At 65.5% G+C, this 23,789-nt stretch carries 22 protein-coding genes; 11 read left to right on the top strand and 11 right to left on the bottom strand.

From position 1 onward, the window contains the following. The 7 genes from ABQE89_RS02815 to ABQE89_RS02785 are packed head-to-tail and all read right to left on the bottom strand — an operon-like array spanning window position 1 to window position 6,074. Window positions 1-1,167 (bottom strand): lipid-transfer protein, encoded by a 1,167-nt coding sequence (locus tag ABQE89_RS02815; protein ID WP_448413912.1) that lies wholly within the window; start codon window positions 1,165-1,167, stop codon window positions 1-3. Then, window positions 1,164-1,616, bottom strand: coding sequence for a MaoC family dehydratase (locus tag ABQE89_RS02810; RefSeq protein WP_448413910.1), 453 nt, complete (start codon window positions 1,614-1,616; stop codon window positions 1,164-1,166). The genes ABQE89_RS02815 and ABQE89_RS02810 overlap by 4 nt, the downstream gene beginning before the upstream one ends. Continuing rightward, window positions 1,613-2,725, bottom strand: coding sequence for an acyl-CoA dehydrogenase family protein (locus ABQE89_RS02805; protein ID WP_448413908.1), 1,113 nt, complete (start codon window positions 2,723-2,725; stop codon window positions 1,613-1,615). Before ABQE89_RS02805 ends, ABQE89_RS02810 begins: the two co-directional genes overlap by 4 nt. 16 nt (window positions 2,726-2,741) lie before the next feature. Beyond that, window positions 2,742-3,155: a Zn-ribbon domain-containing OB-fold protein gene (locus ABQE89_RS02800; RefSeq protein ID WP_448413906.1), complete on the bottom strand. Its 414-nt coding sequence runs from the start codon at window positions 3,153-3,155 to the stop codon at window positions 2,742-2,744. After that, a complete protein-coding gene (locus ABQE89_RS02795; protein ID WP_448413904.1) occupies window positions 3,156-3,707 on the bottom strand; it encodes an FAS1-like dehydratase domain-containing protein in 552 nt (183 codons plus the stop codon). A gap of 13 nt (window positions 3,708-3,720) precedes the next feature. Next, complete coding sequence (locus ABQE89_RS02790; protein WP_448413902.1) at window positions 3,721-4,902, bottom strand: acyl-CoA dehydrogenase family protein; 1,182 nt, start codon at window positions 4,900-4,902, stop codon at window positions 3,721-3,723. Beyond that, entirely contained in the window at window positions 4,902-6,074 is a 1,173-nt protein-coding gene (locus tag ABQE89_RS02785) for a cytochrome P450 (protein WP_448414186.1), read from the bottom strand. Before ABQE89_RS02785 ends, ABQE89_RS02790 begins: the two co-directional genes overlap by 1 nt. A 280-nt stretch (window positions 6,075-6,354) precedes the next feature. Between ABQE89_RS02785 and ABQE89_RS02780 the strand changes: the two genes are divergently transcribed. The 9 genes from ABQE89_RS02780 to ABQE89_RS02740 all read left to right on the top strand — a co-directional run bounded on the left by ABQE89_RS02780 (window position 6,355) and on the right by ABQE89_RS02740 (window position 18,102). Beyond that, on the top strand, window positions 6,355-7,812 hold the full coding sequence (locus ABQE89_RS02780; protein WP_448413901.1) for an aldehyde dehydrogenase family protein: 1,458 nt from the start codon (window positions 6,355-6,357) through the stop codon (window positions 7,810-7,812). Next, on the top strand, window positions 7,809-10,220 hold the full coding sequence (locus ABQE89_RS02775; protein ID WP_448413899.1) for a CaiB/BaiF CoA transferase family protein: 2,412 nt from the start codon (window positions 7,809-7,811) through the stop codon (window positions 10,218-10,220). The genes ABQE89_RS02780 and ABQE89_RS02775 overlap by 4 nt, the downstream gene beginning before the upstream one ends. Before the next feature lie 111 nt (window positions 10,221-10,331). Continuing rightward, window positions 10,332-11,534, top strand: a complete 1,203-nt coding sequence (locus ABQE89_RS02770; protein WP_448413898.1) for an MCE family protein — start codon at window positions 10,332-10,334, stop codon at window positions 11,532-11,534. A 5-nt stretch (window positions 11,535-11,539) separates the two neighbouring features. Beyond that, a complete protein-coding gene (locus ABQE89_RS02765) occupies window positions 11,540-12,559 on the top strand; it encodes an MCE family protein (protein WP_448413896.1) in 1,020 nt (339 codons plus the stop codon). Beyond that, window positions 12,556-13,638: an MCE family protein gene (locus ABQE89_RS02760; RefSeq protein WP_448413894.1), complete on the top strand. Its 1,083-nt coding sequence runs from the start codon at window positions 12,556-12,558 to the stop codon at window positions 13,636-13,638. Before ABQE89_RS02765 ends, ABQE89_RS02760 begins: the two co-directional genes overlap by 4 nt. Next, entirely contained in the window at window positions 13,635-14,978 is a 1,344-nt protein-coding gene (locus tag ABQE89_RS02755; protein ID WP_448413892.1) for an MCE family protein, read from the top strand. Before ABQE89_RS02760 ends, ABQE89_RS02755 begins: the two co-directional genes overlap by 4 nt. After that, window positions 14,975-16,153 (top strand): MCE family protein, encoded by a 1,179-nt coding sequence (locus ABQE89_RS02750; RefSeq protein ID WP_448413890.1) that lies wholly within the window; start codon window positions 14,975-14,977, stop codon window positions 16,151-16,153. Before ABQE89_RS02755 ends, ABQE89_RS02750 begins: the two co-directional genes overlap by 4 nt. Further along, window positions 16,153-17,589, top strand: coding sequence for an MCE family protein (locus ABQE89_RS02745; RefSeq protein ID WP_448413888.1), 1,437 nt, complete (start codon window positions 16,153-16,155; stop codon window positions 17,587-17,589). Before ABQE89_RS02750 ends, ABQE89_RS02745 begins: the two co-directional genes overlap by 1 nt. Before the next feature lie 15 nt (window positions 17,590-17,604). Then, window positions 17,605-18,102: an Rv2253/PknI dimerization domain-containing protein gene (locus tag ABQE89_RS02740; protein ID WP_448413886.1), complete on the top strand. Its 498-nt coding sequence runs from the start codon at window positions 17,605-17,607 to the stop codon at window positions 18,100-18,102. Here ABQE89_RS02740 and ABQE89_RS02735 read toward each other — a convergent pair. Both ABQE89_RS02735 and ABQE89_RS02730 read right to left on the bottom strand, forming a co-directional pair. Then, window positions 18,080-19,279, bottom strand: coding sequence for an amidohydrolase family protein (locus ABQE89_RS02735; protein WP_448413884.1), 1,200 nt, complete (start codon window positions 19,277-19,279; stop codon window positions 18,080-18,082). The two genes, ABQE89_RS02740 and ABQE89_RS02735, sit on opposite strands and share 23 nt — an antisense overlap. Before the next feature lie 91 nt (window positions 19,280-19,370). Beyond that, complete coding sequence (locus tag ABQE89_RS02730) at window positions 19,371-20,006, bottom strand: cysteine hydrolase family protein (RefSeq protein ID WP_448413882.1); 636 nt, start codon at window positions 20,004-20,006, stop codon at window positions 19,371-19,373. A 49-nt stretch (window positions 20,007-20,055) separates the two neighbouring features. Between ABQE89_RS02730 and ABQE89_RS02725 the strand changes: the two genes are divergently transcribed. Continuing rightward, a complete protein-coding gene (locus tag ABQE89_RS02725) occupies window positions 20,056-20,493 on the top strand; it encodes a nuclear transport factor 2 family protein (RefSeq protein ID WP_448413881.1) in 438 nt (145 codons plus the stop codon). On the opposite strand, the gene ABQE89_RS02720 is transcribed toward ABQE89_RS02725, so the two are convergent. Then, a complete protein-coding gene (locus tag ABQE89_RS02720) occupies window positions 20,483-21,385 on the bottom strand; it encodes a TIGR03619 family F420-dependent LLM class oxidoreductase (RefSeq protein ID WP_448413879.1) in 903 nt (300 codons plus the stop codon). The two genes, ABQE89_RS02725 and ABQE89_RS02720, sit on opposite strands and share 11 nt — an antisense overlap. A 27-nt stretch (window positions 21,386-21,412) precedes the next feature. Next, entirely contained in the window at window positions 21,413-22,522 is a 1,110-nt protein-coding gene (locus ABQE89_RS02715) for an acyl-CoA dehydrogenase family protein (RefSeq protein WP_448413877.1), read from the bottom strand. 67 nt (window positions 22,523-22,589) lie between these two features. On the opposite strand from ABQE89_RS02715, the gene ABQE89_RS02710 reads away from it, so the two are divergent. Next, window positions 22,590-23,786, top strand: a complete 1,197-nt coding sequence (locus tag ABQE89_RS02710; RefSeq protein ID WP_448413875.1) for an amidohydrolase family protein — start codon at window positions 22,590-22,592, stop codon at window positions 23,784-23,786. Window positions 23,787-23,789: the final 3 nt, after the last annotated feature.

The raw sequence follows: 23,789 nt of genomic DNA, 5'->3' as shown, positions 1-23,789 counted from the left end.
TCAGTGGTCGGGCGCCAGGATGAGGCCACTGGTCGGGACGCCGGTGCCAGAGGTGACGAGGACGTGCTCGACGTTGTCGACCTGGTTGTACGACGTGCCGCGGACCTGACGTACGCCCTCGGTGATGCCGTTCATGCCGTGGATGTAGGCCTCGCCGAGCAGACCGCCGTTGGTGTTGATCGGCATGCGGCCGCCCAGGGACAACTCGTCGACCGATACGAAGTCCTTGGCCTCACCGCGTCCGCAGAAGCCGAGTTCCTCGAGTTGCGTGAACACAAACGGGGTGAAGTGGTCGTAGAGGAATGCCGTCGAGATGTCGTCCGGTTTGAGCCCCGAGTCGCGCCACAACTTGTTACCGACCACACCCATCTCGGGCAGACCGGTGATGTCCTCTCGGTAGTAACTGGTCATCACCTCGCCGTCGTAGGCCGCACCCTGGGCCGCCGCGGCGATGACGGCCGGCGGCTTGGCCAGGTCTCGCGCCCGCTCGACGCTGGTCACCACCATGGCCACGCCGCCATCACTCTCCTGGCAGCAGTCGAGCAGCCGCAGCACCGGCTCGATGATCCACCGCGACTGCTGATGGGCTTCCAGGGTGATCGGTTTCTCGTAGAACCAGGCGTCCGGATTGCGTGCCGCGTGCTTGCGATCGATCACCGAGATCTTGCCGAAGTCGGCGTTGGTGACGCCGTAGGTGGTCATGTAGCGCTGGGCATGCAAAGCGACCCAGGCCGCCGGTGTCATGAACCCGAACGGCGCGTACGGCGCCATCCACAGCGGGGTGACGCCGGGTTGGCGTCCGGCGCCGCCGAACCGGAACCCGGAGCGCTCGTTGAACGCCCGATAGCAGACCACCGCCTCGGCGGCTCCTGTCGCGACCGCCATCGCGGCCTGCATCACCGTGCCCGCGGCCGCCCCGCCGCCGTGCGGGACACGGGTGAAGAAGCTGAGGTTTTCTATGCCGACGTTGCGGGCGACCTCGATCTCCTCGTTCTCGTCGACGGTGAAGGTCACCATGCCGTCGATGTCCTTCGGGCTCAGCCCCGCGTCCTCGATCGCGGCTTTGACTGCCTCGCAAGCCAATTGCATCTCGGTGCGGCCCGACTCCTTCGAGAACTCCGTCTGGCCGATGCCGACGAGCGCCGCCTTGCCGCCGATACCCGTCATGCCTCGACCCCGTCGAGCAGGCTCAGGACCGCGGTGCCCTTGACGTGGTCACCGAGGCTGTTGGTGCCCGTGAAGGTGACCTCTACGAGGCCTTCGCCATCCGAGGAGGACTTGCCGGTGACGCTGCCCTCGAACCGCAACGCATCGTTTGGATAGGCGGGCACCCCGAGCCGGATGGACAGCTTCTTGACCATGGCCTCGGGTCCGGCCCAATCGTGCAGGAACTTCACGCACAGCCCGTTGGTCGTCAGGATGTTCAGGAAGATGTCCTGGGATCCTTGGGAGTTGGCGAAGTCGCGGTCGTGGTGCACCGGCATGTAGTCGCGGGAGGCGATGGCTCCCGCGACGATCAGCGTGGTGGTGACGGGAACGTCCATCGGGGTGATCTCGTCGCCGACGTTGATGGAGTTCCACTTCAGCGTGGTGGTGGGGTTGAGCGTGGCAGTCATTGCGTCGGTCCTTCCGCATAGGTGTTGCCGAGCCGGGCGAGCTGCTGTGACGCCGACCCGAGTGAGAGCTCGATCTGTTTGGCCCACAGGAAGTAACGGGACAACGGATAGGTCACGTCGATGCCCATACCGCCGTGTACCTGCTGGGCGGATGCGGTGACGCGGGCCCCCGCCTCCGCGGCCCAGAACTTGGCGATCGCCGCTTCCCGCTCGGCGGGTCTGCCCTCGGCGATCAGCCACGCCGCATGCCAGGTGGTCCAGCGGATCGCCTCGGTGTCGATGAAAGCGTCGGCCAGCCGCTGTTGGACTGCCTGGAACGACCCGATCGGACGGCCGAACTGCTCTCGTTCGCTGGTGTAGGAGGCCGCCAGTTTCAGCGCACGTTCTGCGACGCCGATCTGCATCGCGCACAGACCGACCAGGGCCCTGGTGTACAGCGCCCGAACGATAGCGCCGTCGTCGTTGTCGGTGAGCCGCCAGCCGACCGCGTCCGTCAGTTCGAGGTCGGCGAACGGCTCGCCGTTGGTGGTCCGCGCCGGCGTCACATCCACTCCGCTGCCGCCGGTTTCGACGACGAACAGGCCGGGCCCGTCGTCGGTCCGAGCCGATACGACGATGGCCGCGGCCAGTTGAGCGGCGGGTACCAGCTCTTTGGTGCCGGTGAGTCGCCAGACGTCGCCGTCAGCGCGTGCGGTGGTGCGCGGGGCGGTCGGATCGGAGGTTCCCGGTTCGGACAGCGCCGCGGTCAGGAGCGTGCTGCCGTCGACCACTCCGGGGAGAAACCGTTGCTTGAGGGCCGAATCACCGTGCCGGGCGATCGTTTCGGCGCCCAAGGCGAGCGTCGCGTACACCGGAACCGGCGCCACGCTGTAGCCGACCTCGCTGAGTAGCACGCCGAGCTCGAGAAAGCCGCCGCCGGTGCCGCCGACGGATTCGGGCAGTGCGATGCCCAACAGATCGGCCGCCGCGAGTTCGGCCCAGAGTGCGGGGTCGTGACGTACCTGGCTCGATTCGAGCTCGGTCAGATGCTCGGGTGTCGCGCGGTGCTCGAAGAGCTGGCGGGCGACCTTGGCGACCGTCTCCTGCTCGTCGGTGAAGGTGAAGTCCACTCGTCGTTTCCTTCGCTCAGTGGGCGGGCCGAAATTGGTGCAAGACCAGCTCGTCCCCGCTGGGAAGGGCCTCGAAGGTCTCGTAGAAGGCCTCCACGGCCATTCCCACCTCGATCGCCTCGGGGGCGATGTCGCACAGGTTCGACACGATGCGGACGCCCTCGTCGAGTTCGATGAGCGCGACGACGTAGGGGTATTCGAGGAACGGCAACGGCGGGTACTGCGGCATCACGAAGCTGTACACCGTGCCGCGTCCGGTGGACACCACGTAATCCCAGTTCAATGACTGGCACTTACCGCACATCGGTCTGGGCGGAACCCGCAACGTCGTGCAGTCCGTGCACCGCTGGATACGAAGCTCATGGTCTTTGAGTCCCGACCAGAAGAACTCTGTGTCCGGGCTGATCGAGGGAGCGAGTCTGCTGGCCATTCAGTTTCCCGTCTTGAATCGCAGGGTGCGGAACCACTGGCGGCCGAGGACGTCGCCGTCCTGATCTCGGTAGGTGGTGACCCAGGTGACGAAGAAGCCGTTACCCATCGCCGTCTTCTTCTCATCCGAGATCGATTCGAAAACCGTCTCCGAGGTGATCTGGTCTCCGACACGGGGATAGCGCTCGATTTCGAACTCGGAGTTCGTCGCGATGATGCCGGTGTAACCGGCGTCGGAGAGAAACTGCAACGGGTTGGTCTTGATCTCGATCGGCACCCCGCCGCGCTCGTGGATGCCCGCGAGCTTCGGCGGCGGCATCGTCCAGGTCTGCAGCATCACCGGTGGGGAGACGATGCCACCGTAGCGGGAGTTCTCCGCGAACTCGGGATCGAGGTAGGCCGGGTTCATGTCGCCCAAGGCGTAGGCCCAGTGCCGAATCATCGCGGTGTTCACCGGATCCGGCGCGTGCACGGGCTTGCCGACGCCGTCGGTGGGTGTGCCGATGAGCGCGTCGAGGCGCTCGCGCAGGTCATTTTTGGCTGAATCGGTCACTGCTGGATTCCTTTCAAGACGCTCGCATATCGCGGGGTGCGCGCGGCATCCCCAGTCCGGCCATGGCAATGATGTCGCGTTGCAGTTCGTTCGCACCGCCACCGAAGGTGTTGATGACCGCCAGCCGGTAGGCGCTCTCGAGTTCACCCTTCAAGGGCGCGGTCTGCTCCTTGCGGGTACCGGCCTGGCCGACCACGTCGAGCAGCTCGCGGGCCACCTGCTGGGTGAGTTCGGTGCCGAAGACCTTCGCCGCCGAGGCCTCCCCCATCCCCAATGCACCGGAGCTCATGTTGCTGTTGACCCGCAGGTTGAGCAGTCGGTAGGCGGCGACCTGTGCCTCGACCCGGGCGAGCGCCTGCTGGACCCACGGCTGGTCGATCACCCGTCCGTCGTCGAGTGGCGTGGTTCTGGCCCATTCCAGGGTCTTGGCGAACAACGGTTCCAGCGCTCCGAGATTGCCCAGCGCGGCGCGCTCCAGGTTCAGCTGGTTGGTCACCAGCTTCCAGCCTTCGTTCTCGCCGAGCACGATGGCGCTCTCGGGGACCCGTACGTCGTCGTAGAACGTGTAGTAGGTCGACACCCCAGGCATGGTGGGCAGGGGTTTCCAGGAGAAGCCCGGTGCGTCGGTGGGCACGATGAACACCGTGATGCCCTTGTGCTTCTTGGCTTCCGGATCGGTTCGGGCTGCCAGCCAGATGTAGTCGGCGAACTCCGCGCCGCTGGTGAACATCTTCGAGCCGTTGATGACGAACTCGGCACCGTCGCGCACGGCCGCCGTCCGCAACGACGCCAGATCGCTGCCCGCGCCGGGTTCCGAGTAGCCGATCGCGAAGTCGACCTCACCCTTGAGTATCGCGGGTAGAAACTTCTGTTTCTGTTCCTCGGTGCCGTACTGGATCAACGTCGGGCCGACGGTGTTGAGCGTGACGAATGGCAGCGGCGCATGCACGCGACGCGCCTCTTCGCTGAAGATGTACTGCTCGAGTGCGGTCAGCCCACGCCCGCCGTACTCCACGGGCCAGGCCACACCCAGCAGGCCGGCGTCGCCGAGCGCCCGCCTGCACTCGGTCATCGCCGCGCCGCCCTCCATCAGGCCCGCCACGGCCGCGCGTCGTTCGGGCGTCATCACCGCCTCGAGGCGCTCCCGGAACTCGGCGCGAAGTCGCTCTTGTTCAGGGGTGTAGTCGAAATCCATCAAACGCTCGCTTTCAGCCGCACCGGCATGCGTTTGACACCGGGCACCATCGTGGCGCGCAACCGAGTCACGTCACCGGTCAACTCGATGCTCGGGTAGGCGCCGAGAAGCACCTCGAACATGATCCGTGCTTCCAGTCGTGCCAGCTGAGCACCGAGGCAGGCATGCTCACCGGCGCCGAAGGCGATGTGCGGGTTCGGGTTCCGGGTGATGTCGAACTGCTCGCTGGTAGCGCCGAAGATCTCCTCGTCACGGTTGGCCGAGCCGTAGAGCATCACCACCGTGTCGCCGGCCTTGATCTTCTGCCCACGGATCTCGACATCGGCGGTGGCTCGTCGTGCCATGTGCGTCACCGGGCTGGTGAAGCGCAGCATCTCCTCGACGGCGCAGGTCAGCAGCGACGGGTCCGAACGAAGCGTCGCGAACTGGTCGGGGTGTTCGAGCAGCACCGCGGTGCCGAGCGCGATGAGGTTCCGGGTGGTCTCGTTGCCGGCCACCAGCAGCAGGAACGAGAAGTTGAGCAGATCGGCGTCGGTGAGGCGTTCGCCGTCGACTTCGGCGGCGGCCAGGATGCTCAACAGATCGTCTTGTCCGGTGACCTCGCCGGAGCGGCGGGCCTCGATGAGCTTGGTGAAATATTCGTACAGCTCGCCGAGTGCCACCAGGTGATCCATCTCGATGTCCGGGTCTGCCGTCCCGACGGCGGCATCGGACCAGGTGCGGAACTTCTCCCAGTCCTCCGGGGCGGCGCCGAGCATCTCGGCGATCATCCTGGTGGGCAGGGGCGCGGCGATCTCCTCGGCGAACTCGTACTCACGGGAGGGATCGATGCCGTCGACGATGCCGTCGACGATCCGCCGGATGGTGGGTTCCAGCAACGAGACCTGGCGGCGGGTGAACCCCGCGTTGATGAGCTTGCGCAGCTGCCGGTGCCGCGGCGGATCGGTGAAGATCAGGTTGCCTTCCTGAACCGGCTCCGGCTGGCTGGGATCCGGAATCGTGATGCCGTACTGCGATGAGAACAACAGCGGCTGGCCGGAGACGAAGCGCACGTCCTCGTATTTGGTCAACGCCCAGAAGTTGGTGACGTCGTTCCACACCACCGGTGTGGTGTTGCGCAGTTCGCGATAGGCGGGATACGGATCGCCGGCGTAGAAGTCGGGGGAGTGCAGCGGGTGGGTCGAGGTCGGTCGGGACGTGGATTCAGTGGGCACCGCAGGCTCTCCTCAACACATCGGCCATCGGACAGATGCTGTCGCAGTGTCCGGTGCAATTGTGTCTACCGCACGTGAGTTAGGCCTGTCAATCGCCTATTAGCGCAGTAAATCGCGGTCTTTCGTTGACTAGCGGCGACAGATGGGTGTACACACATGACATCGATGTCGGACAGCCCACGTGTGAGTGGGACGGTCGGTCACCCTCAGTCGAAACTCAGGAAGGTCCAGTGATCTGATGGCCGCGTCGAGCCTCGTCGACAACTACGACCTCTTCATCGACGGCAGGTGGGTGGCGCCCGCTACCGGCAGGTATGACGTGATCGACCCGGCCACCGAAGCGGTCATCGCGTCTGCGCCCGACGCCGGGGTCGCGCAGGTCGAACAGGCGATCGCCGCCGCGCGGGCCGCTTTCGACAGCGGGCCTTGGGCGACTGCGGCGCCGCAGGAGCGGTCGCGGTGCCTGCAGCAGTTGAGCGATGCGCTGCTCGCCCACGGGGACGAAATCTACGGCCTCGCGCAGACCGAGTGGGGATGCACAGCAAACGAGCGACTGATCCATGTCGATGGGCCCGCCTTCATGGCTGGGCACGCCGCCGAGCTCGCGCTCGAGCCGGCCGAGGCGCCGATGGACGCCTGGGGCGCAGCGGGGACCACGCTGCTGCGGTACGAACCCCTCGGCGTGGTCGCGATCATGACGCCGTGGAACTTCCCGCACACCCTCAACGTCATGAAGGTGGGAGCGGCGCTGGCCGCGGGTAACACGGTGGTGCTGAAGCCCTCGCCGCTGACGCCGCTGGCGGGCTTGGCGCTGGCGCGAATCATCAAGGACGAGACCGACATCCCCCCGGGCGTCGTCAACGTCGTCACGCCCACCGGGCTCGAGGCGAGCAAGGCCCTGACCCTGGATCCGCGCGTGGACATGGTGAGCTTCACCGGCAGCTCGTCGGTCGGCCGCGAGGTGATGGCCATGGCGGCGGGGACGATGAAACGGATCCTGCTGGAATGCGGCGGCAAGTCGGCCTGTGTGCTGCTCGACGATGTCGAACCGACCGATGAACTGCTCGAGCGGCTGCTGTTCGAAGGTTGCACGCTGCACGCGGGTCAGGCGTGCATCCTCAACAGTCGACTCGTGGTGCCCGCCGCAATGCACGACACGGTGGTCACCCGGCTTGCCGATCTCGCACGCGCGGTGACGGTCGGCAATCCCGCCGACGACGGGGTGGCGATGGGCCCGTTGATCAGCGGGCAGCATCTGGAGCGGGTGCAGAGTTTTGTCCGGCGCGCTGAATCCGACGGCGCGAAGGTGGTGACTGGCGGGGCTCGTCACGAAAACCACTCGGGTGGATTCTATTTCGAGCCGACAATTCTCACCGATACGAGCCCCGACTCCTACATCGCGCAGGAGGAGGTGTTCGGTCCGGTGCTGACGGTCCTGCGTTACCGCGACGACGACGAGGCCGTGGCCATCGCCAACAACTCGGCGTACGGGCTCGGCGGTGCAGTGTGGGGTGGCGACGTCGACCGGGCCCTCGGGATCGCCCGTCGCATCAGAACGGGCCAGGTGTCGATCAACGGCACCATCCCCGGCGACGCACCCTTCGGCGGCTTCAAGCAGAGCGGTATCGGGCGTGAGGGCGGGGTGATGGGACTGCGTGCCTATATGGAGCCCAAGGCAATCGGGGTGCCGGCGTGAGTGAAGCACTGAGCGGGCTGCGGGTCGTCGAACTGGGAAGCGAGATCGCGGCACCGTACTGCACCAAGCTTCTGTGCGACCTCGGCGCCGACGTGTGCAAGATCGAATCGCCGCAGGGTGATCCGCTGCGCAGCTGGGGCCCGTTTCGCGACCACGCCCACCAGCACGGCGGACTATTCGAGTATCTGAACGCCGGAAAGCAGGGCCTGACAGTCGATCTCGGCACAACATCCGGTTTGGCACGAGCCCACGAGGTGATCGCGCAGGCCGACGTGCTCGTCGAGGATCTGCCTGCCGGGTCGGTCGACCGCTTCGAATGGGGACTCGATCACGAAGCCCTGCAACAGATCAACCCCGACCTTGTTGTCGTCAAGGTCTCCGACTACGGTCAGGAAGGTCCGCGGCGGGCGCATCCGTCGACCCCGCTGACGCTGCAGGCCGCCTCGGGATGGGTCAACACCCGGGAGTTCGGGCGGCCGCCGGTGCAGGCCGGAGGGCGCATCCCCGAATACATCGTGGGAGGCTATGCGGCTCTCGCGGCGTTGACCGCACTGCGCGTGGCCGACGCGCAGCAGGGCCGCGTCGTCGAAGCCGACGTCTCGGCCTTCGAATCGCTGTTGAGCACCCTGCCGTATCCGATGCTGCTGGCCGCGCGGCTGAAAGGCATGGGCCTGCCGACGAATTCGAAGGCGGCGCCGATGCTCGGCATCGTCCGGGCGGCCGACGGCTGGATCGGGATCAACTGTCTGACCGGACAGCACTGGCTGGATGTGTGCGCGATGATGGGGTTGGGTGAGTTCGGCGAACATCAACTCGCCATCATGCTCGGCGGTCCTGAGCGCGACGAGTTCTTCGCCAAGGCGCAGCCGTGGCTGGACTCGATGCCGGTGGCCGACCTGGTGGAACTGAGCCAGGCCATGCGGATTCCGGCCGCCCCGATCAACGACGGATCCTCGATTCTGGACTGTCCGCAGTACCGGGACCGCCATTTCTTCGTCGACGCCGGCCCCGACGGCGCGCGCTTCACACGTCCCGGGGCGCCATTCCGGCTGTCGAGGACCCCGGTGGGTGCCCCGCGTCCCGCGCCGCTGCTCGGCTCGGCCGACACGGTGCGGTGGAAAGGCCGGTGGAAAGACCACAACCAACGCGGCGCCACGAATAGCGGCGAGGCGGCAGCCGACGGTGCGAGCCCGTTCGGCGGCCTGAAGGTGTTCGACCTCAGTACGTTCTGGGCCGGTGCGTACCTCACGTGCTACCTCGGCGCGTTCGGCGCCGACGTGGTCAAGGTGGAGTCGATCCAGCGTCCCGATGGACATCGCTATTCGGGCTCGCTGCTGCGCAGCAGCGATGACTGGTACGAGATCGGGCCGTTGTGGCAGGGCACCAACCTCAACAAACGCGATATCACCCTCGACCTGAGCAGCGACACCGGACGAGAGTTGGCGCTGCGGCTGGCGGCCGACGCCGACGTGGTGATCGAGAACTTCTCGCCTCGGGTGGTCGAGCAGTTCGGGCTGGACTACGACTCGCTGAGCAAGATCAACCCCGGGGTGGTCATGGTCCGCATGCCGGGTTTCGGGCTGGAAGGGCCCTGGCGGGATTACGTCGGCTGGGCCTTGAACATCGAACAGTTGGCCGGGATGTCGGCGGTCACCGGTTATGCCGACGGTCCGCCGTGCAACCTGCAGGGTCCGGCGGATCCGATCGCCGGCGTGCACGCGTCGGTGGCGCTGCTCGCCGCGCTCGAGCACCGGCGCCGGACCGGCGAGGGGCAACTGATCGAGGTGGCGCAGATCGAGGTCGGCGCCGCGGTCACGGCCGAACCGGTCATCGAGTACTCGATGACCAAACGCGTGCGCGAACGTGAGGGAAACCGGCACCGCCACCGTGCACAAGGCGTATACCGCACGCAGGGCGACGACGATTGGATCGCCCTTTCGGTGCGGGACGACACCGACTGGGCCACGGTGACCGAGGTGATCGGCCGCCCCGATCTGCGCGACGACCCGAGATTCGCCTCGGCAAAGGCCCGGTTGCGCCATCACGACGAGTTCGACGAGGTGATCGCCGAGTACGCCGCGACCCGGTCGGCCGAGGAGTTCGCCGATGCGCTGCTGCGGCGCGGCGTGCCCGCGCAGAGATTGATGACCGGCGAGCGGATGTACGACGTCGACCAACTCGACGCCCGGGGATTCTACGAGGACCTCGAGCACCGGATCGCGGGACGGCAGCGTTTCCCCGGCTGGCCGTTTCGGATCACGCCCGGGCCGTCTCGCCACCACTGCTCGCCGTCGCCGACCCTTGGTCAGCACAACGACGAGGTGCTCGCTGAGCTCGGCCTGACGCCGGAGGAAATTTCGGACCTGCGTGAGCAGCAGGTCATCGGTGAGCGACTGCTGAATACTTGACCGTCGTTTCGGCGATTGACCGGCGCGATTGTTGTACAGTCTGCGCACGGATGAAAATGATGATTCTCAATCGTGGCGAATGCGCGTTCTAAGAGGAGGGCCGCATCGACAATGCATGAGGCGTCGCCGCGATACGGCTACCGGAGGCCGCTGGCGGGACTGCTGACGATCGCCGCAATCGTCTCGGTCTTCGCGCTGGCGGTACAACTGTTTCGCGGTGAACTGCTCACCGAGACCGTTCCGGTCACCGTCGTGGCGGAGCGCGCCGGCCTCGTGATGTATGCGCAAGCCAAGGTCAAGATGCGCGACGTCGAGGTCGGCAGGGTGTCCTCCATCGAGGAACTCCCGGACGGCAAGGCCGCCATCCATCTGGCCATCGATCCCGCCGAGATCACCTCGATTCCCGAGAACGTCGACGTGAACGTCGCCGCCAGTACGGTTTTCGGCGCCAAATACGTCGATCTGGTGCCGCCGACGGATTCGTCGCGAAACGCCCTGCGCCCGGGGCAGATCGTCGCTGCCCAGCACGTAACCGTCGAAATCAACACACTGTTCCAGAAACTCACCACCCTGGTCGCGGCGATCGAACCGACGAAACTGAACACCACGCTCACCGCCCTGGCGACGGCCTTGAGCGGCCGCGGCGAAAAACTCGGCCAAGCCATCACGGACATGAACGGTGTGCTGGCCGAACTCGACCCCAGCCTGCCGAACCTGAGTCACGACTTGTCCGTGGCGCCGTCGGTGCTGCATACCTTCGCCGAGGTTGCGCCCGATCTGATGCGCGTCCTGGAGAACTCGAGCGCGCTGAGCGGCACGGTCGTCGACCAGGCGGTGAACCTCGACCGGTTTCTGGTGAGCGTCACCGGTCTCGCCGACACGGGCAACGATGTGATCGGCGGCAACCGGCAGGCCCTCTCCGAGACACTGCACCTGCTGGTGCCGACCACCGATCTGCTCGATGAGTACCACCCGGCCCTGAATTGCCTGCTGTCCGGGCTGATCCCCCTGGTGAACGCACCGCCGCTGAGGCTGCCCGGCGCCGAGGTCAGCACGGGCTTCACCTGGGGGGTCGAGCGCTATCGCTACCCCCAGGACCTGCCGAAGGTCGCGGCCAAGGGCGGGCCGCAATGCGCGGGCCTGCCGGTTCCTTTCGAGAAACGACCTCCTTACCTGGTTGCCGACACAGGTGCCAACCCCTATCGGTACGGGAACTCCGGAATCGTCCTGAACGCAGACGGAATCAAACAACTGCTGTTCGGTCCGATCGACGGCCCGCCCCGCAACTCGATGCAGATCGGACAACCGGGGTGACGAAGATGCGCGCCACCTTCGCGAAGTTCGCCGTCTTCGCGGTCGTCATGTCGCTGCTGACTGCCGCCTTGTTGGTGGTCTTCAGCGAGCATCGAGGCGGCGCCTCCCACGGATACTCGGCGACGTTCCGTGACGCGACGGGGCTTGAGGTCGGCGATTCGGTACGCGCGGCAGGACTGCGGGTCGGCACCGTGAGAAGTGTGGCGTTGCAGCCGGACAAGACCGTCGTCGTCGATTTCGATGCTGACCGCGCCGTCGCGCTGACCATCGGCACCCACGCCGCGGTGCGCTACCTCAACCTTGTCGGCGACCGATACCTCGAACTGGTCGACCAACCCGGGTCCACCAGGCTGCTCCCGCCGGGCAGTCGGATCTCCGTCGACCACACGTCCGGGGCCCTTGATCTCGATGTCCTGCTCGGCGGCCTCAAACCGGTGATCCAGGGCCTCAATGCCTCGGATGTCAACGCGCTCACCGGCTCGCTCATCGGAATCATGCAGGGCCAGGGCGGCACGGTGGAGTCGCTGTTCTCGCGGACGTCGTCATTCACCAATGCGTTGGCCGACAACCACCAGATCGTCGAACAACTCATCGACAATCTGAATCGCGCGATGGGCACGCTCGCAAAAGACGGTGAGCGTTTCACCGCCAACATCGACCGGTTGCACCAACTTGTCGCCGAACTGTCGGCCGAGCGCGAACCGATCGGTACCGCCATCGACGGGCTCGCCGACGGCACCTCCTCATTGGCCGACCTACTGACCGAAGCAAGGTCACCGCTGGCGGGCACCATCACGGAATTGAGCAGGCTGGCGCCGAACCTGGAGGCCGGCAAGGAAAGATTGGACGCTGCGCTCACCAAGGCGCCGGAAAACTACCGCAAGCTGGCCAGGATCGGGGCCTACGGCGGCTTCCTCAACTACTACCTCTGCGGAATTCAGGTCCGGGTCAGCGACCTGCAGGGTCGCACCGCGGTGTTTCCGTGGGTCAAACAGGAAACCGGTAGGTGCGCCGAAAAGCCATGATCAAATACCGTGAATCGAACCTGATCCGCGCCGGGATCCTCGGCGCAGTCCTCATCGTGTTGATCATCGCGGTGGGGCTGCAGCCCGAGCGAATCATCAGCTGGGCGACGACCATTCGCTACCAGGCGCTCTTCGCCGAGGCCGGTGGGCTGACCGCCGGTAACGAGGTGAAGGTCTCGGGAGTCAAGGTCGGGTCGGTCACGGGCGTGTCGCTGCAACGAGGTAAGGCGCTAGTCGACTTCACCGTGGACAGCACCGTGGTCCTCGGATCGGAAACCACGGCGCACATCCGCACCGGCACGCTGCTCGGCGAACGCATCCTGACCTTGGAGTCGGCCGGTACCGGTTCGATGGGCGCTCGGGACGTCATACCCGTTTCGCGCACCGCCTCGCCCTACTCGCTCAGCGAAGCGATCGGGGATCTGACCGCGAACACCGCGGGAACCGATCTCGGTTCGCTCAATCACTCGTTGGACACGCTGTCGGCCACCATCGACCAGATTGCTCCGCAACTGGGGCCGATGTTCGACGGGCTGTCCCGGCTGTCGAAATCGATCAACAGCCGCAACGACACGGTGGCCGACCTGCTCGACGACACCGGTGCGGTAACCAAGATCCTCGCCGACCGCAGCCAGCAGGTGAACCAGTTGATTCTCAACGCCAACGACCTGACGGCCGTCCTGGTGCAGCGACGACATGCCATCGTCGCGCTGCTGAACTCGACATCAGCGCTCGCCCAACAACTCTCCGGTGTAATCGCCGACAACGAGCAGGAGCTGGCGCCGACACTGGAAAAGTTGAACACCGTGTTGGCGGTGCTGGAGAAGAACCGCGACAACCTCGCGAAGGGACTTCCCGGGCTCACCAAGTATCTGACGACACTCAGTGAGATCGTCGCCAACGGGCCGTACTACACCGCCTACGTTCCGAACCTCATTCCCGGGCAGTTCACCCAACCGTTCCTGGACTACCTGTTCGGCTTCCGGCGGGGAACCAACGCCGGTCAGCCACCCGACAACGCCGGGCCTCGCGCCGAACTTCCCTTCCCGTACAACGGAATCCCGCTGGAGCCACGATGACCGTCAGGAATCCCCGGGCCGCGCTCACAGCGGCACTGCTGATCGGACTGCTGGTGGCCGGCGCGGGCGTGCTGGTGCGCGGAACGTTCTTCGCATCGAGAACACTGACGGCTTATTTCGTCAAGACGACTGCGATCTATCCCGGCGACGAAGTGCGGGTCGCCGGGGTGAAGGTGGGGCTGATCAAGTCGATCGAGCCGGACGGACCGCAGGCGAAGGTCACCATGGCCGTCGACCACGACGTCCCCGTGCCCGCGGACGCCAGCGCGATCATCGTCGCACCGAACCTGATCGCCGCACGCTATGTCGCGCTGACCCCCGCCTATGAGACGACCGGACCGACGATGCCCGACGGCGCGGTGATTCCGATAGAGCGCACCGCGATACCGGTCGAGTGGGACGAAGTCAAAGAACAACTCACCCGATTGGCGACCGAACTCGGCACGAGCGGGGATGCACCGGACACATCGGCGGCGCGCTTCATCGACAGTGCTGCCAACGCCATGGGCGACAACGGAACCCGGCTTCGTACGATGTTGGCCCAGCTGTCGGAGTCAGGCCGGATACTCGCCGACGGCAGCGGCAATATCGTCGACATCATCGAGAACCTGGCCACTTTCATCGGCGCCCTGCGCGACAGCAACGCCCAGATTGTGCAGTTTCAGGACCGCTTCGCGACGCTGACCAGCGTTCTCGACGGCAGCCGGTCGGATCTGGATGCGGCGCTGACCAACGTCTCGGAAGTCGTCGACGACGTGGGGCGGTTCGTCCGAACAAGCCGGAATCAGACCGTCGAACAGGTGCAGCGGTTGACGAACGTCACGCAGGTGCTGGTCGATCACCAACGCGCCTTGGAACAGTTACTGCACGTGGGCCCGACCGGGATCGCCAATACCCTCAACTTCTTCGATCCGAGGGATGGCGGCATCGTCGGGACGTTCGCCTTCGCGAACTTCTCGAATCCGGTCCAGCTGATCTGCGGATCGATCGCCGCGGTGGAGAACGTCACATCCGCACAGAGCGCGAAACTGTGCGCCGACTATCTGGGTCCCGCGTTGAGCACGATGAACTTCAACTACCTACCGCTGCCGATGAACCCGCTCCTGGCCGCGGTCCCGCCGCCTCAGGATTACCTCTACACCGAGCCGCGCCTGGCGCCGGGCGGGGAGGGACCGAAGCCGGGACCGCCGGAGATGCCGCCGGCGGTGTCGGCGTATACCGGACTTCACAACGACGTGCCGGCCCCACCGGGATACGGCCCGACACCCGCTCCGTCGGCGCCCACGAATCTTCCCGAGATGATGCTTCCGCCGATACCACCCGGAGCCCCACCCTCATGATCGGTTTGCGGTTCGCGAAACGTGTTGTTGCCGTGGCATGTTGCATCGTCGTCAGCGCTACCGGCTGCAGCTTCACCGGGTTGAACTCGCTGCCGCTGCCCGGTGCGGTCGGGCGAGGCCCGGGTGCCGCTGTCTACCACATCGAACTGGCCAATGTCGGCACCCTCGAGTCGAACTCGCCGGTCATGATCGACAACGTCGTGGTGGGCAGTGTGGGTGTGATGAAATTCGACGACTGGCACGCCGACGTCGAAGTGTCGGTACTGCCGGACGTCGTCGTACCCGCCAATTCGGTGGCAACCGTAGGGCAGACGAGTCTGCTGGGGTCGATGCACATTGCCCTCGATCCGCCGGTCGGTGAGTCGCCGAAAGGCGCCCTGCCACCCGGGTCGACGATCCCGCGGTCAGCGACGTCGACCTACCCGTCCACCGAACAGACGCTCACATCTGTCTCGACTCTCGTTAACGGTGGCGGCGTCGGGCAGATCGGTGACATCGTGCGCAGTCTCAACGTTGCATTCTCGGGCCGCGAACCACAGGTGCGAGACCTGCTGGAGCGCCTCGACCGGTTCGTTGGAGTCTTCGACAGTCAGCGCGGCGATGTGATCGAGACGATGAAGGCACTCGATCGTCTGTCCGGCACCCTGGTGGCGCAACAGGACGTGCTGACTTCGGCGTTACGCGACATTCCCCCCGCCCTCGATGTGTTGATCGCCCAGCGGCCGAACCTGACAACGGCATTGGAACGTCTCGGCACCTTCGGTGACACCGCCACTGCCCTGGTCGACGACGCCGGCGCCGACCTGGTGGCCAATCTCAAGAACCTCGATCCGACACTGAAATCGCTGGCCGACGTCGGACCCGATCTGGCGAAGGTTCTGGGCTACCTGCCCACCGCGCCCTTCAACCAGAACATCATCGACCGCGGCGTCCGCGGGGACTACATGAACCTGTACATCATCTTGGACCTGACAACCGCTCGGTTGAAACGCACCCTGCTGGCGGGAACCCGGTGGGAGGATCAGCACGCTCAACTCGTGCCGGCCCCCGGCGATATCGGTTACGACGCCTACTACTCCAGAAACCCACTGGGTGCACCTATCTCGCCGCCACCGGCCACCTATGAGGACTCGTTGCGAATCGTGCCGCCGCCACCGCCAGGAGGTGGTCGCTGATGTTCACCCGGCTGATCCGTGTGCAACTCGTCATCTTCACCATCGCGTCCATCATCGGCATGACCGCGATGGCCGTGGGCTACCTTCAGGCCCCGACGCTTCTCGGAATCGGCAGGATCAGCGTCACGCTGGAGCTGCCCTCGGGAGGCGGCCTCTACGAATTCGCCAATGTCACTTACCGTGGGGTGAAGGTCGGCACGGTCGCAGACGTGACATTGACATCGACCGGAGCCAAAGCCACACTGTCGCTTGATACTACGCCCAAGATACCCGCCGACTTGGTCGCCGAGGTACACAGTCTCTCGGTCGTCGGCGAACAATACGTCGACCTGCTGCCGCGCAACTCGTCGCCGCCGTACCTGCAGGAAGGTTCTGTGATCTCGACGGGCAGCGTGCCCCAGCCGACAGGACCGATGCTCGACACGGCCAGCACGCTGCTGGACAGCATCCCCAGGGAGCGCCTGGGCGCGTTGCTCGACGAATCGGCGAAGGCGCTCGACGACGCCGGATACCATCTCGGCTCGCTGATCGATTCGGGGGCGACGGTGGCCCACGGCTTGCAAGGAGTGTCCGGACAGACCAGGGCGCTGATCGACGACACTGTGCCGCTGCTCGACGGCGCCGTGCAATCAGCGGACGCGACGCGGATATGGATGCGCAGCCTGGCCGGCGTCACCGATCAGTTGGTCGCCAACGACCCTCAGGTGCGCCCGTTGCTACAGGAGGGCCCTGCCGCCTTCGACGAGGTCAGCAGGCTGATGAGCGAGGTGAGACCGACGCTGCCGGTGCTGCTCGCCAACCTGACCAGCCTCGGCAAGGTCGCGGTGACCTACAACCCCTCGCTGGAGCAACTTCTGGTGCTGGTGCCCTCCTTCTTCGCTGGCCTTGGGGCGTTGTCGCACATCGCCAACGCAACCGGACTGCCGCTGGGAAACTTTCGGGCCGGCATGGGAGACCCGTCTGCGTGCACCGTCGGGTTCCTCCCACCGTCGCAATGGCGAAATCCAGCCGACACCACGACGGTCGACACCCCCGATGGGTTGTATTGCAAACTGCCGCAGGACTCTCCGCTCATGGTCCGTGGCCTTCGCAACCTGCCCTGCATGGCACATCCCGGTAAACGCGCCCCGACAGTCGAAATCTGCGACAGCGACGAACCTTACGTTCCTCTCGCGCTTCGGGAGCACGCGGTGGGCCCGTATCCGCTCGACCCCAACCTGATCTCCCAGGGAATCCCCCCGGACGACCGGGTAACCAGGGACGACCACCTGTACGGTCCCGTCGAAGGCACTTCCAACTCGGCGGCGGTGACCACTTATGACCCCAGGACCGGGCGCTATCTCGGCGCCGACGGACTGGCACGCACCCAGTCCGACCTGATCGAGCCGTCGACACCCAAGCGCTGGCAGGACCTCGTGTTCCCGGTGCACGAGTAGGCGAAGGGGCCCAGTATGTCGCGAACGAACCGGATGCTGGCCATCCTGGTGCTGCTCGTGGGGTGGGGCGCCGGGGGCCTCACACCGACGATCGCCAGCGCTGATCTCGACCGGTTCGCACTGAACGGCACGTTCACCGCGATCTCGGACGGTGTGTTCGCGAAGACGAACGAACGGCGCGAGAGACAGGCGACGGTGGTCAGCACGTGGACGATCACCACGTCATGCCGGACGGCGATCGACTGCTCGGGACGAATGACGAGCGATCAGGGCTGGACCGCGGACGTCACCTACACCGAGCCACTGTGGTACGTCACGCGCACGCTGCCGGACTGGCTGAAGTGTCCGGACGGGACGGCCGTGCCCGGCCAGCAGACGTTCAAGTTCTTCGAAGACCAGTTCGACAAGCCCAACCTGCGGGGGTGGGACAACACGCTGGCTGTAAGCGGGGCATGCGGGGTGAACAAGGTTCTCAACATCGAGATGCCGTTCAAGCTGATCCCGATCGGATGAGCCCCAACTGCTCGATCGCGTTGCCGCCCATGATCTTCGCCTTTGCCGTTTCGGAGACGCCGTCGAGCCGGTCCACGAAACTCAGCGGGTCGCCGATGCCTTCCGGATGAGGGAAGTCGGACCCGAACATCACGTGGTCCTCGCCCATGATGTCGATGATCCCGGCCAGGTCGTCCTCGAGAAACGGGTGAATGTAGATGTTGCGCTTGAACACCTCGACGGGGTGTTCGTCGAATTCCTTCGGCATGATCTTGTACGCGGTGTTGAGCTGGTCGAGCAGGTTGCGCACCCACCCGCTGCCGTTCTCGACACACAAGATCTTCAGATCCGGGAAGCGCGACAGCGCACCGTGGCAGATCAACGCCGCCAGGGTGTCCTCGATGGCGCGGTGGCCCATCACCACCTCGCGCAGCGCGCTGGGCTTGAACGACAGGTACTCGTCGCCGCCCTCCCATTCCATCAGGTGCTTCTGGTAGCCGCTGTCGGAGGCGTGCAGGGTGACCGGGATGCCTGCGTTGACGACCTCCTCCCAGAACGGGTCGAATTCGGGCAGCCCCATGGAGCGCGATCCACCGAACCGGCTCGGCACCGGCGCGGGCCGGACCAGGAAGGTCTTCATGCCGCGCTCGAGACCCCAGTGGAACTCGCGAATGGCCTCGTCGACCAACGGCAGGCAGATGACGGGCGTCGCGAAGATCCGGTCGTGGTAGTTGAACGTCCAATGCTCGTACATCCACTCGTTGAGCGCATGGATGATCGCGTGGGTCAGGATCACGTCGTCGGTGGTGCGTTCCTCGATCAGACTGGCGAGGGTGGGGTACATGACGCACTGGTCGAGGCCCAACTCGTCCATGAGCTCGAGACGGGGGGCCGGTTCCTGGTATGCGGGGATCACATCCATTGCCTCGCCGATGAATTCGCGGAAGTTCAACCCTTCGGGATTGTTCCCCATGAAGTAGTCTTCGGCGCTGCCGGGCCGCGCCACCCGTTCGAAGGTCGGGTTCGGGATCATATGGCTGATGTGGTTTTTCACGACGAGCTTCGGCCGCCCGTTGACCTCGACGTAGCCGACTTTGCCGCGGTGTTCCTTCGGCAGGTACTTCGTGAGGGCGTCCGTGGTCTCGTACATGTGGTTGTCGATGTCGAAGACCGGGTACGGCAGGGACCGGGTAGCCATGTGGCCGACCTCCTCAGAGCAGCGAATATGACCGTTTACGGTAAGTGAGAATGACGTTATCACCAAAGCGTCGGCGACATCCATACCGGGTTCAGCCGGCGGCGAGGTCCTTCCACGCCTGGACCACCGCGTCGGTCGTGGTCACCGTCGCGAGCAGGGCCAGCGAGTTGTCGATGACCGACTCCGCATACTCCCGCGGATAGCCGCTCACCGCGTCGCGAGGCAGGACGAACTGGTAGCTGCGGTTGACGGCATCCATCACGAAGTTCGGTATCGCGATGTTGACCGAAACACCGACTCCCACAATCGTGCTGATATTCAGGTTGCGCAGCACAGAGTCGAGGTCGGTGCCCGTCATGGGGCCGACGCCGTGCAGACGAGTCAGGACGATGTCGCTTGGGTCCTCGCCGAGCTCCGGTAACAGGGAGGCGCCGGGGCTTCCCGGCGTCAAGTCGGCGGGAAAGGACTTGCCCGCCATGAACAGCCTGGCGTTGGTGTTGGCCCCGCGGTTGTCTGGGCGCCTCTGAATCAGGCAGTGCACCACCGTGACGCCGGCCGCGCGCGCGGCGTCGAGCAGCCTGGCGATGTTCGGGATCGCCTCGCGACGCGCCTCCTCGGCGAGCATCGGCAGGCCGGCTTGCGGGCCGATCACCCCGCCCTGGCACTCCTGGGTGACCAGTGCGGTGGTGGCTGGATTGATCAGGTCGAGCAGGCTTGGTTGCGGCATGAGAACACACGTTATCGTGAGTCGGCAATTTATGTTTACAGGAGTGCAGATGGACAGCTGGGAGCTGGAGGTGCGGGAGTCCGTTCGTCAGACGCTGTCCGACTACACCGCGGCCACCGAACGTTTCGACCTCCACTCGCTGGCGCAGTGTTTCGCGCCCGACGGTGTCCTGGAATTCAGCGGCGGTGCCGAACCGCTGACGGGGCCCGCGGCCATCGAAGCGGGTCTCGCTGCGGCGATGGCCCAGGAGCCGGGTGCGGCCAAGCGAGGTCCGTCGCACGTCCGCCATCACGTTTCGAGCATTCGCTTCGGCGCGGTCGCGCGGGATCGTGTCGAGGTCAGCAGTTACTTCGCGGTGCACACCGACGTCGGGCTCGACCACTGGGGCCGTTATCGCGATGTCCTGGTACCGGTCAACGGGCGGTGGTTGTTCGCACACCGGCGGATCGGTGTCGACGGCTTTGCCGCCGACAGCCTCATGCGGTGATGAACTCCTCGGCGAACGCATGTGCGCGTTCGAGGACTTCGGCGCGGTTGGTGCCCTGGGGAGCGATGGTCAGCCAGGTCACGCCCATCGCCTCGAGTTTCGCGATGGTGGCGTGGCGTTCGTCGGCCGATCTGCTGTCGTCGAGCATGGTGCCCGCCGAGAAGCAGATGTCCAGCGGCTCGGTGCGACCGATCTCGGCTGCGTACTTCTTGGCCCAGCCGATCGCCGCCTCCAGTTCCTCGAGCGTGGAGATTTCGGCAGTGCGCGACGCCGTCGCGTAGCCGAAGGTGTTGAAGGGTGCCCAGCCTTGGGCACGTGTCACCGCGCGCCGCACGGCGGGTTTGCTGTTGCCGCCCACCCAGATCGGTGGAGGAGCCACAGGAACCGGTCGCAGCCGGACTCCGCGCGCGTTGAACGACGTGCCTTCGTAGGCGGTGTCCTCACCGGTCATCACCTTGGCCAGCACGTCGAGCGCTTCGTCGAGCAATGCCCCGCGGTTGTCGAAATCGACTCCCAGCGCCTTGAATTCGGGCTTGAGATAGCCGGCTGCCGTGCCGAGGATGAGCCTGCCCCCGGACAGCACGGCAAGGCTGTGGATCGACTTCGCGCCCAGGAAGGGGTTGCGGTAGGCGGCGATGTAGACGTTGGTCAGCAATTTCACGTCGGTGGTCGCCGCGGCCGCGAACGACAGCGCGACGAACGGATCCAGCGCGTGGTGTCCGCCGTGGTCGAGCCACTTCGCGTCGGGTGCGGGGTGGTCGGTGACGTGCACCGCGGCGTACCCGTTGGCCTCGGCGACGCGGGCGATCTCCGCAATCGCCTCGGCGGTGACGAACTCCGGCACTGCCTCCACCCGTTGGGTGGGCAGTTCGAGCGAGTACGAAACGGGCATCGTCGTCCTTCCGGCTAGTGGCTTGATCTAGTGGCTTGATGTGGTGACCAGGGTGGCCAGGCGTTGGGCGTGGTAGTCGGGGCTGCCGAAGATCAACTGGGTGGCTTTCGCGCGACGGACGTAGAGGTGTGCGTCGTGCTCCCAGGTGAACCCGATGCCACCGTGGATGCGCATGTTGTCCAGTGCCACCTGGAGAAACGCCTCCGAGCAGGCCATCTTGGCCACCGAGGCCGCCACGGCCCGCTGTTCACCGTCGGGAACCTCGGCGGCGTGCTGCAACGCGGACCGGGCGCCCTCCACCAGTACGAGCATGTCCGCGCAACGGTGCTTGACGGCCTGAAAGCTGCCGATGGCGCGTCCGAACTGGATCCGTTCTTTGGCGTAGCGCACGGCCATGTCGAGGCAGCGTTGCGCCGCACCCACCTGTTCGGCGGCGAGCGCGACGATCGCGAGGTGGTATGCCCGCTCGAGGCCGGCGGCCGCGCCGCCGTCGGCGCCGATGAGGCGGGCGGGGACGCCGTCGAAGCTCAGCTTGGCCACCTTGCGCGTACGGTCGAGCGTTGCCAGTGGTTCGCGGGTGAGCCCGTCGGCGTCCGCGCTGACCGCGACCAGAGAGATGCCCGCGTCCGTACTCGCCGCGGCCAGAATGATATTCGCCGTGTGTCCGTCGATAACCCGTTCGGCGTCTCCGGAAAGCCGGTAGCCGTCGCCGTCGCTGCGCGCCGTCAACGTCACCGCGTCGGGATCCCAGGCATCGAGAGTTCCGTTGAGAACAACGGTGGCGGTTTTCGAACCGTCGGCGAGGGACGGTAGGTACTCGCTCATCGCGATCGTGTCTGCGCTGCCGAGCAGCGTCGGGATCGCCAGTGCGACCGTGGAGAAGAACGGGGCGCACAGCAGGACCGCGCCCGTTTCCTCGAAGACCACCGCGAGTTCGGCCAGGCCGGCGCCCGCACCACCGAACTGTTCGGGCACGGCGATGCCATGTAGACCTAACTCGTTGGCCATCTGGGACCACACCGCCGGATCATGGCCCGCTTCGGTGGCCATCAGCTCGCGGACTCGACTCGTCGGCGAGACCGACCCCAGGAACTCGCGCACTGCCTGCCGAAGTGCGTCGGTCTCGCTTCCGGTCATGGGGGCCGAGGATAGTATGTTTTCTGGATTAGGAGAATACGGATTCTCGGGTGTGAAGGAGCCGGCAGTGACGACCAAACTCGATTACGAGATCTTTGACTGCGATACGCACTGCTACGAGACCCGTGATGCGTTTACTCGGTATCTGCCGAAGCAATTTCACGATCGGGCCATCACCCCGGTGCGGGCGGCCGATGGAAATGAAGTCATCCTCGCCGGTCATCGGGTTGCCACCTTCAACAGCGAGGCCGGCCTCGGTTTCGACCTCGCCTACCGACCGGGGTCGCTCAAGGAGATGCTCAAGCAGATGGGCTCGGGCAACCCCGATGAGACCTACCAGCCGCAGCCGATGCAGCCGGAGTGGCTCGAGCGCGAACCACGTCTGCAGGTGATGAGACAACAGAACGTCGAACGCGCGGTCGTATTCCCGGCGGGAATGGCGTTGGCCGCCGAGCACTATGTCGACGACACCGAGGCGCTCTACGCCAACCTGCGCTCGTTCAATCGCTGGTTCGACGAGACGTGGGGTTTCAACTACCGGGACACGATCTACGCCACCGCGCTGCTGTCGCTGCGGGATCTGGATTCCGCGATCGCCGAAACGGAGGCGATCATCGAGCAGGGAGCCCGCTTGGTGCTGTTGCCGACCGGGCCTGCCTACGGCCGTTCGCCCGGGGACCCCTACTTCGACCCGATCTACGCACGGTTGCAGGAAGCCGGCTGCACCCTGGTGTTCCACATCCAGCCCTTCTGGTACTTCGACGCCATCTCACCGGCCTGGGGGCACAACCCCGACCCCGCCGCCTGGCACATGTCGGCCTGGCAGTGGATGAACGTCTACGGCCAACGGCCGATCGAGGACACACTGTCGGCGCTGATCTTCGACAACCTCTTCGGCCGCTTCCCCGGGCTCAACGTGCTGGTCGCCGAACACGGCGCCGAGTGGGTCCCGCAGTTCGTCATCCACATGGACAAGAGTCGCGGCATGGGCCGCAACGGGCCGTGGATCGGCGGCAAGCTCACCGAGCGTCCGTCGGAGATCTTCCGCAGGCACGTCGGTGTGGTCCCCTATCCCGAGGACGACATCCCGGCGATCGTGGCGCGGTTGGGCTACGACGAATGCCTGCTGATGGGCTCGGATTATCCGCACGCCGAGGGGCTGGCCGAGCCCGCCGACTTCGTCAAGCTGCTCGACCCGCTCGATGACGCGGCCAAGAAGCGGATCATGCGCGACAACGCCGATCTTCTGCTCGCCTGGAGCTAACTG

Source organism: Mycolicibacterium sp. XJ1819 (assembly GCF_053483675.1).
Note: the sequence above shows the minus strand (reverse complement) of the source record. Positions and strands in the feature narration are given on the sequence as shown.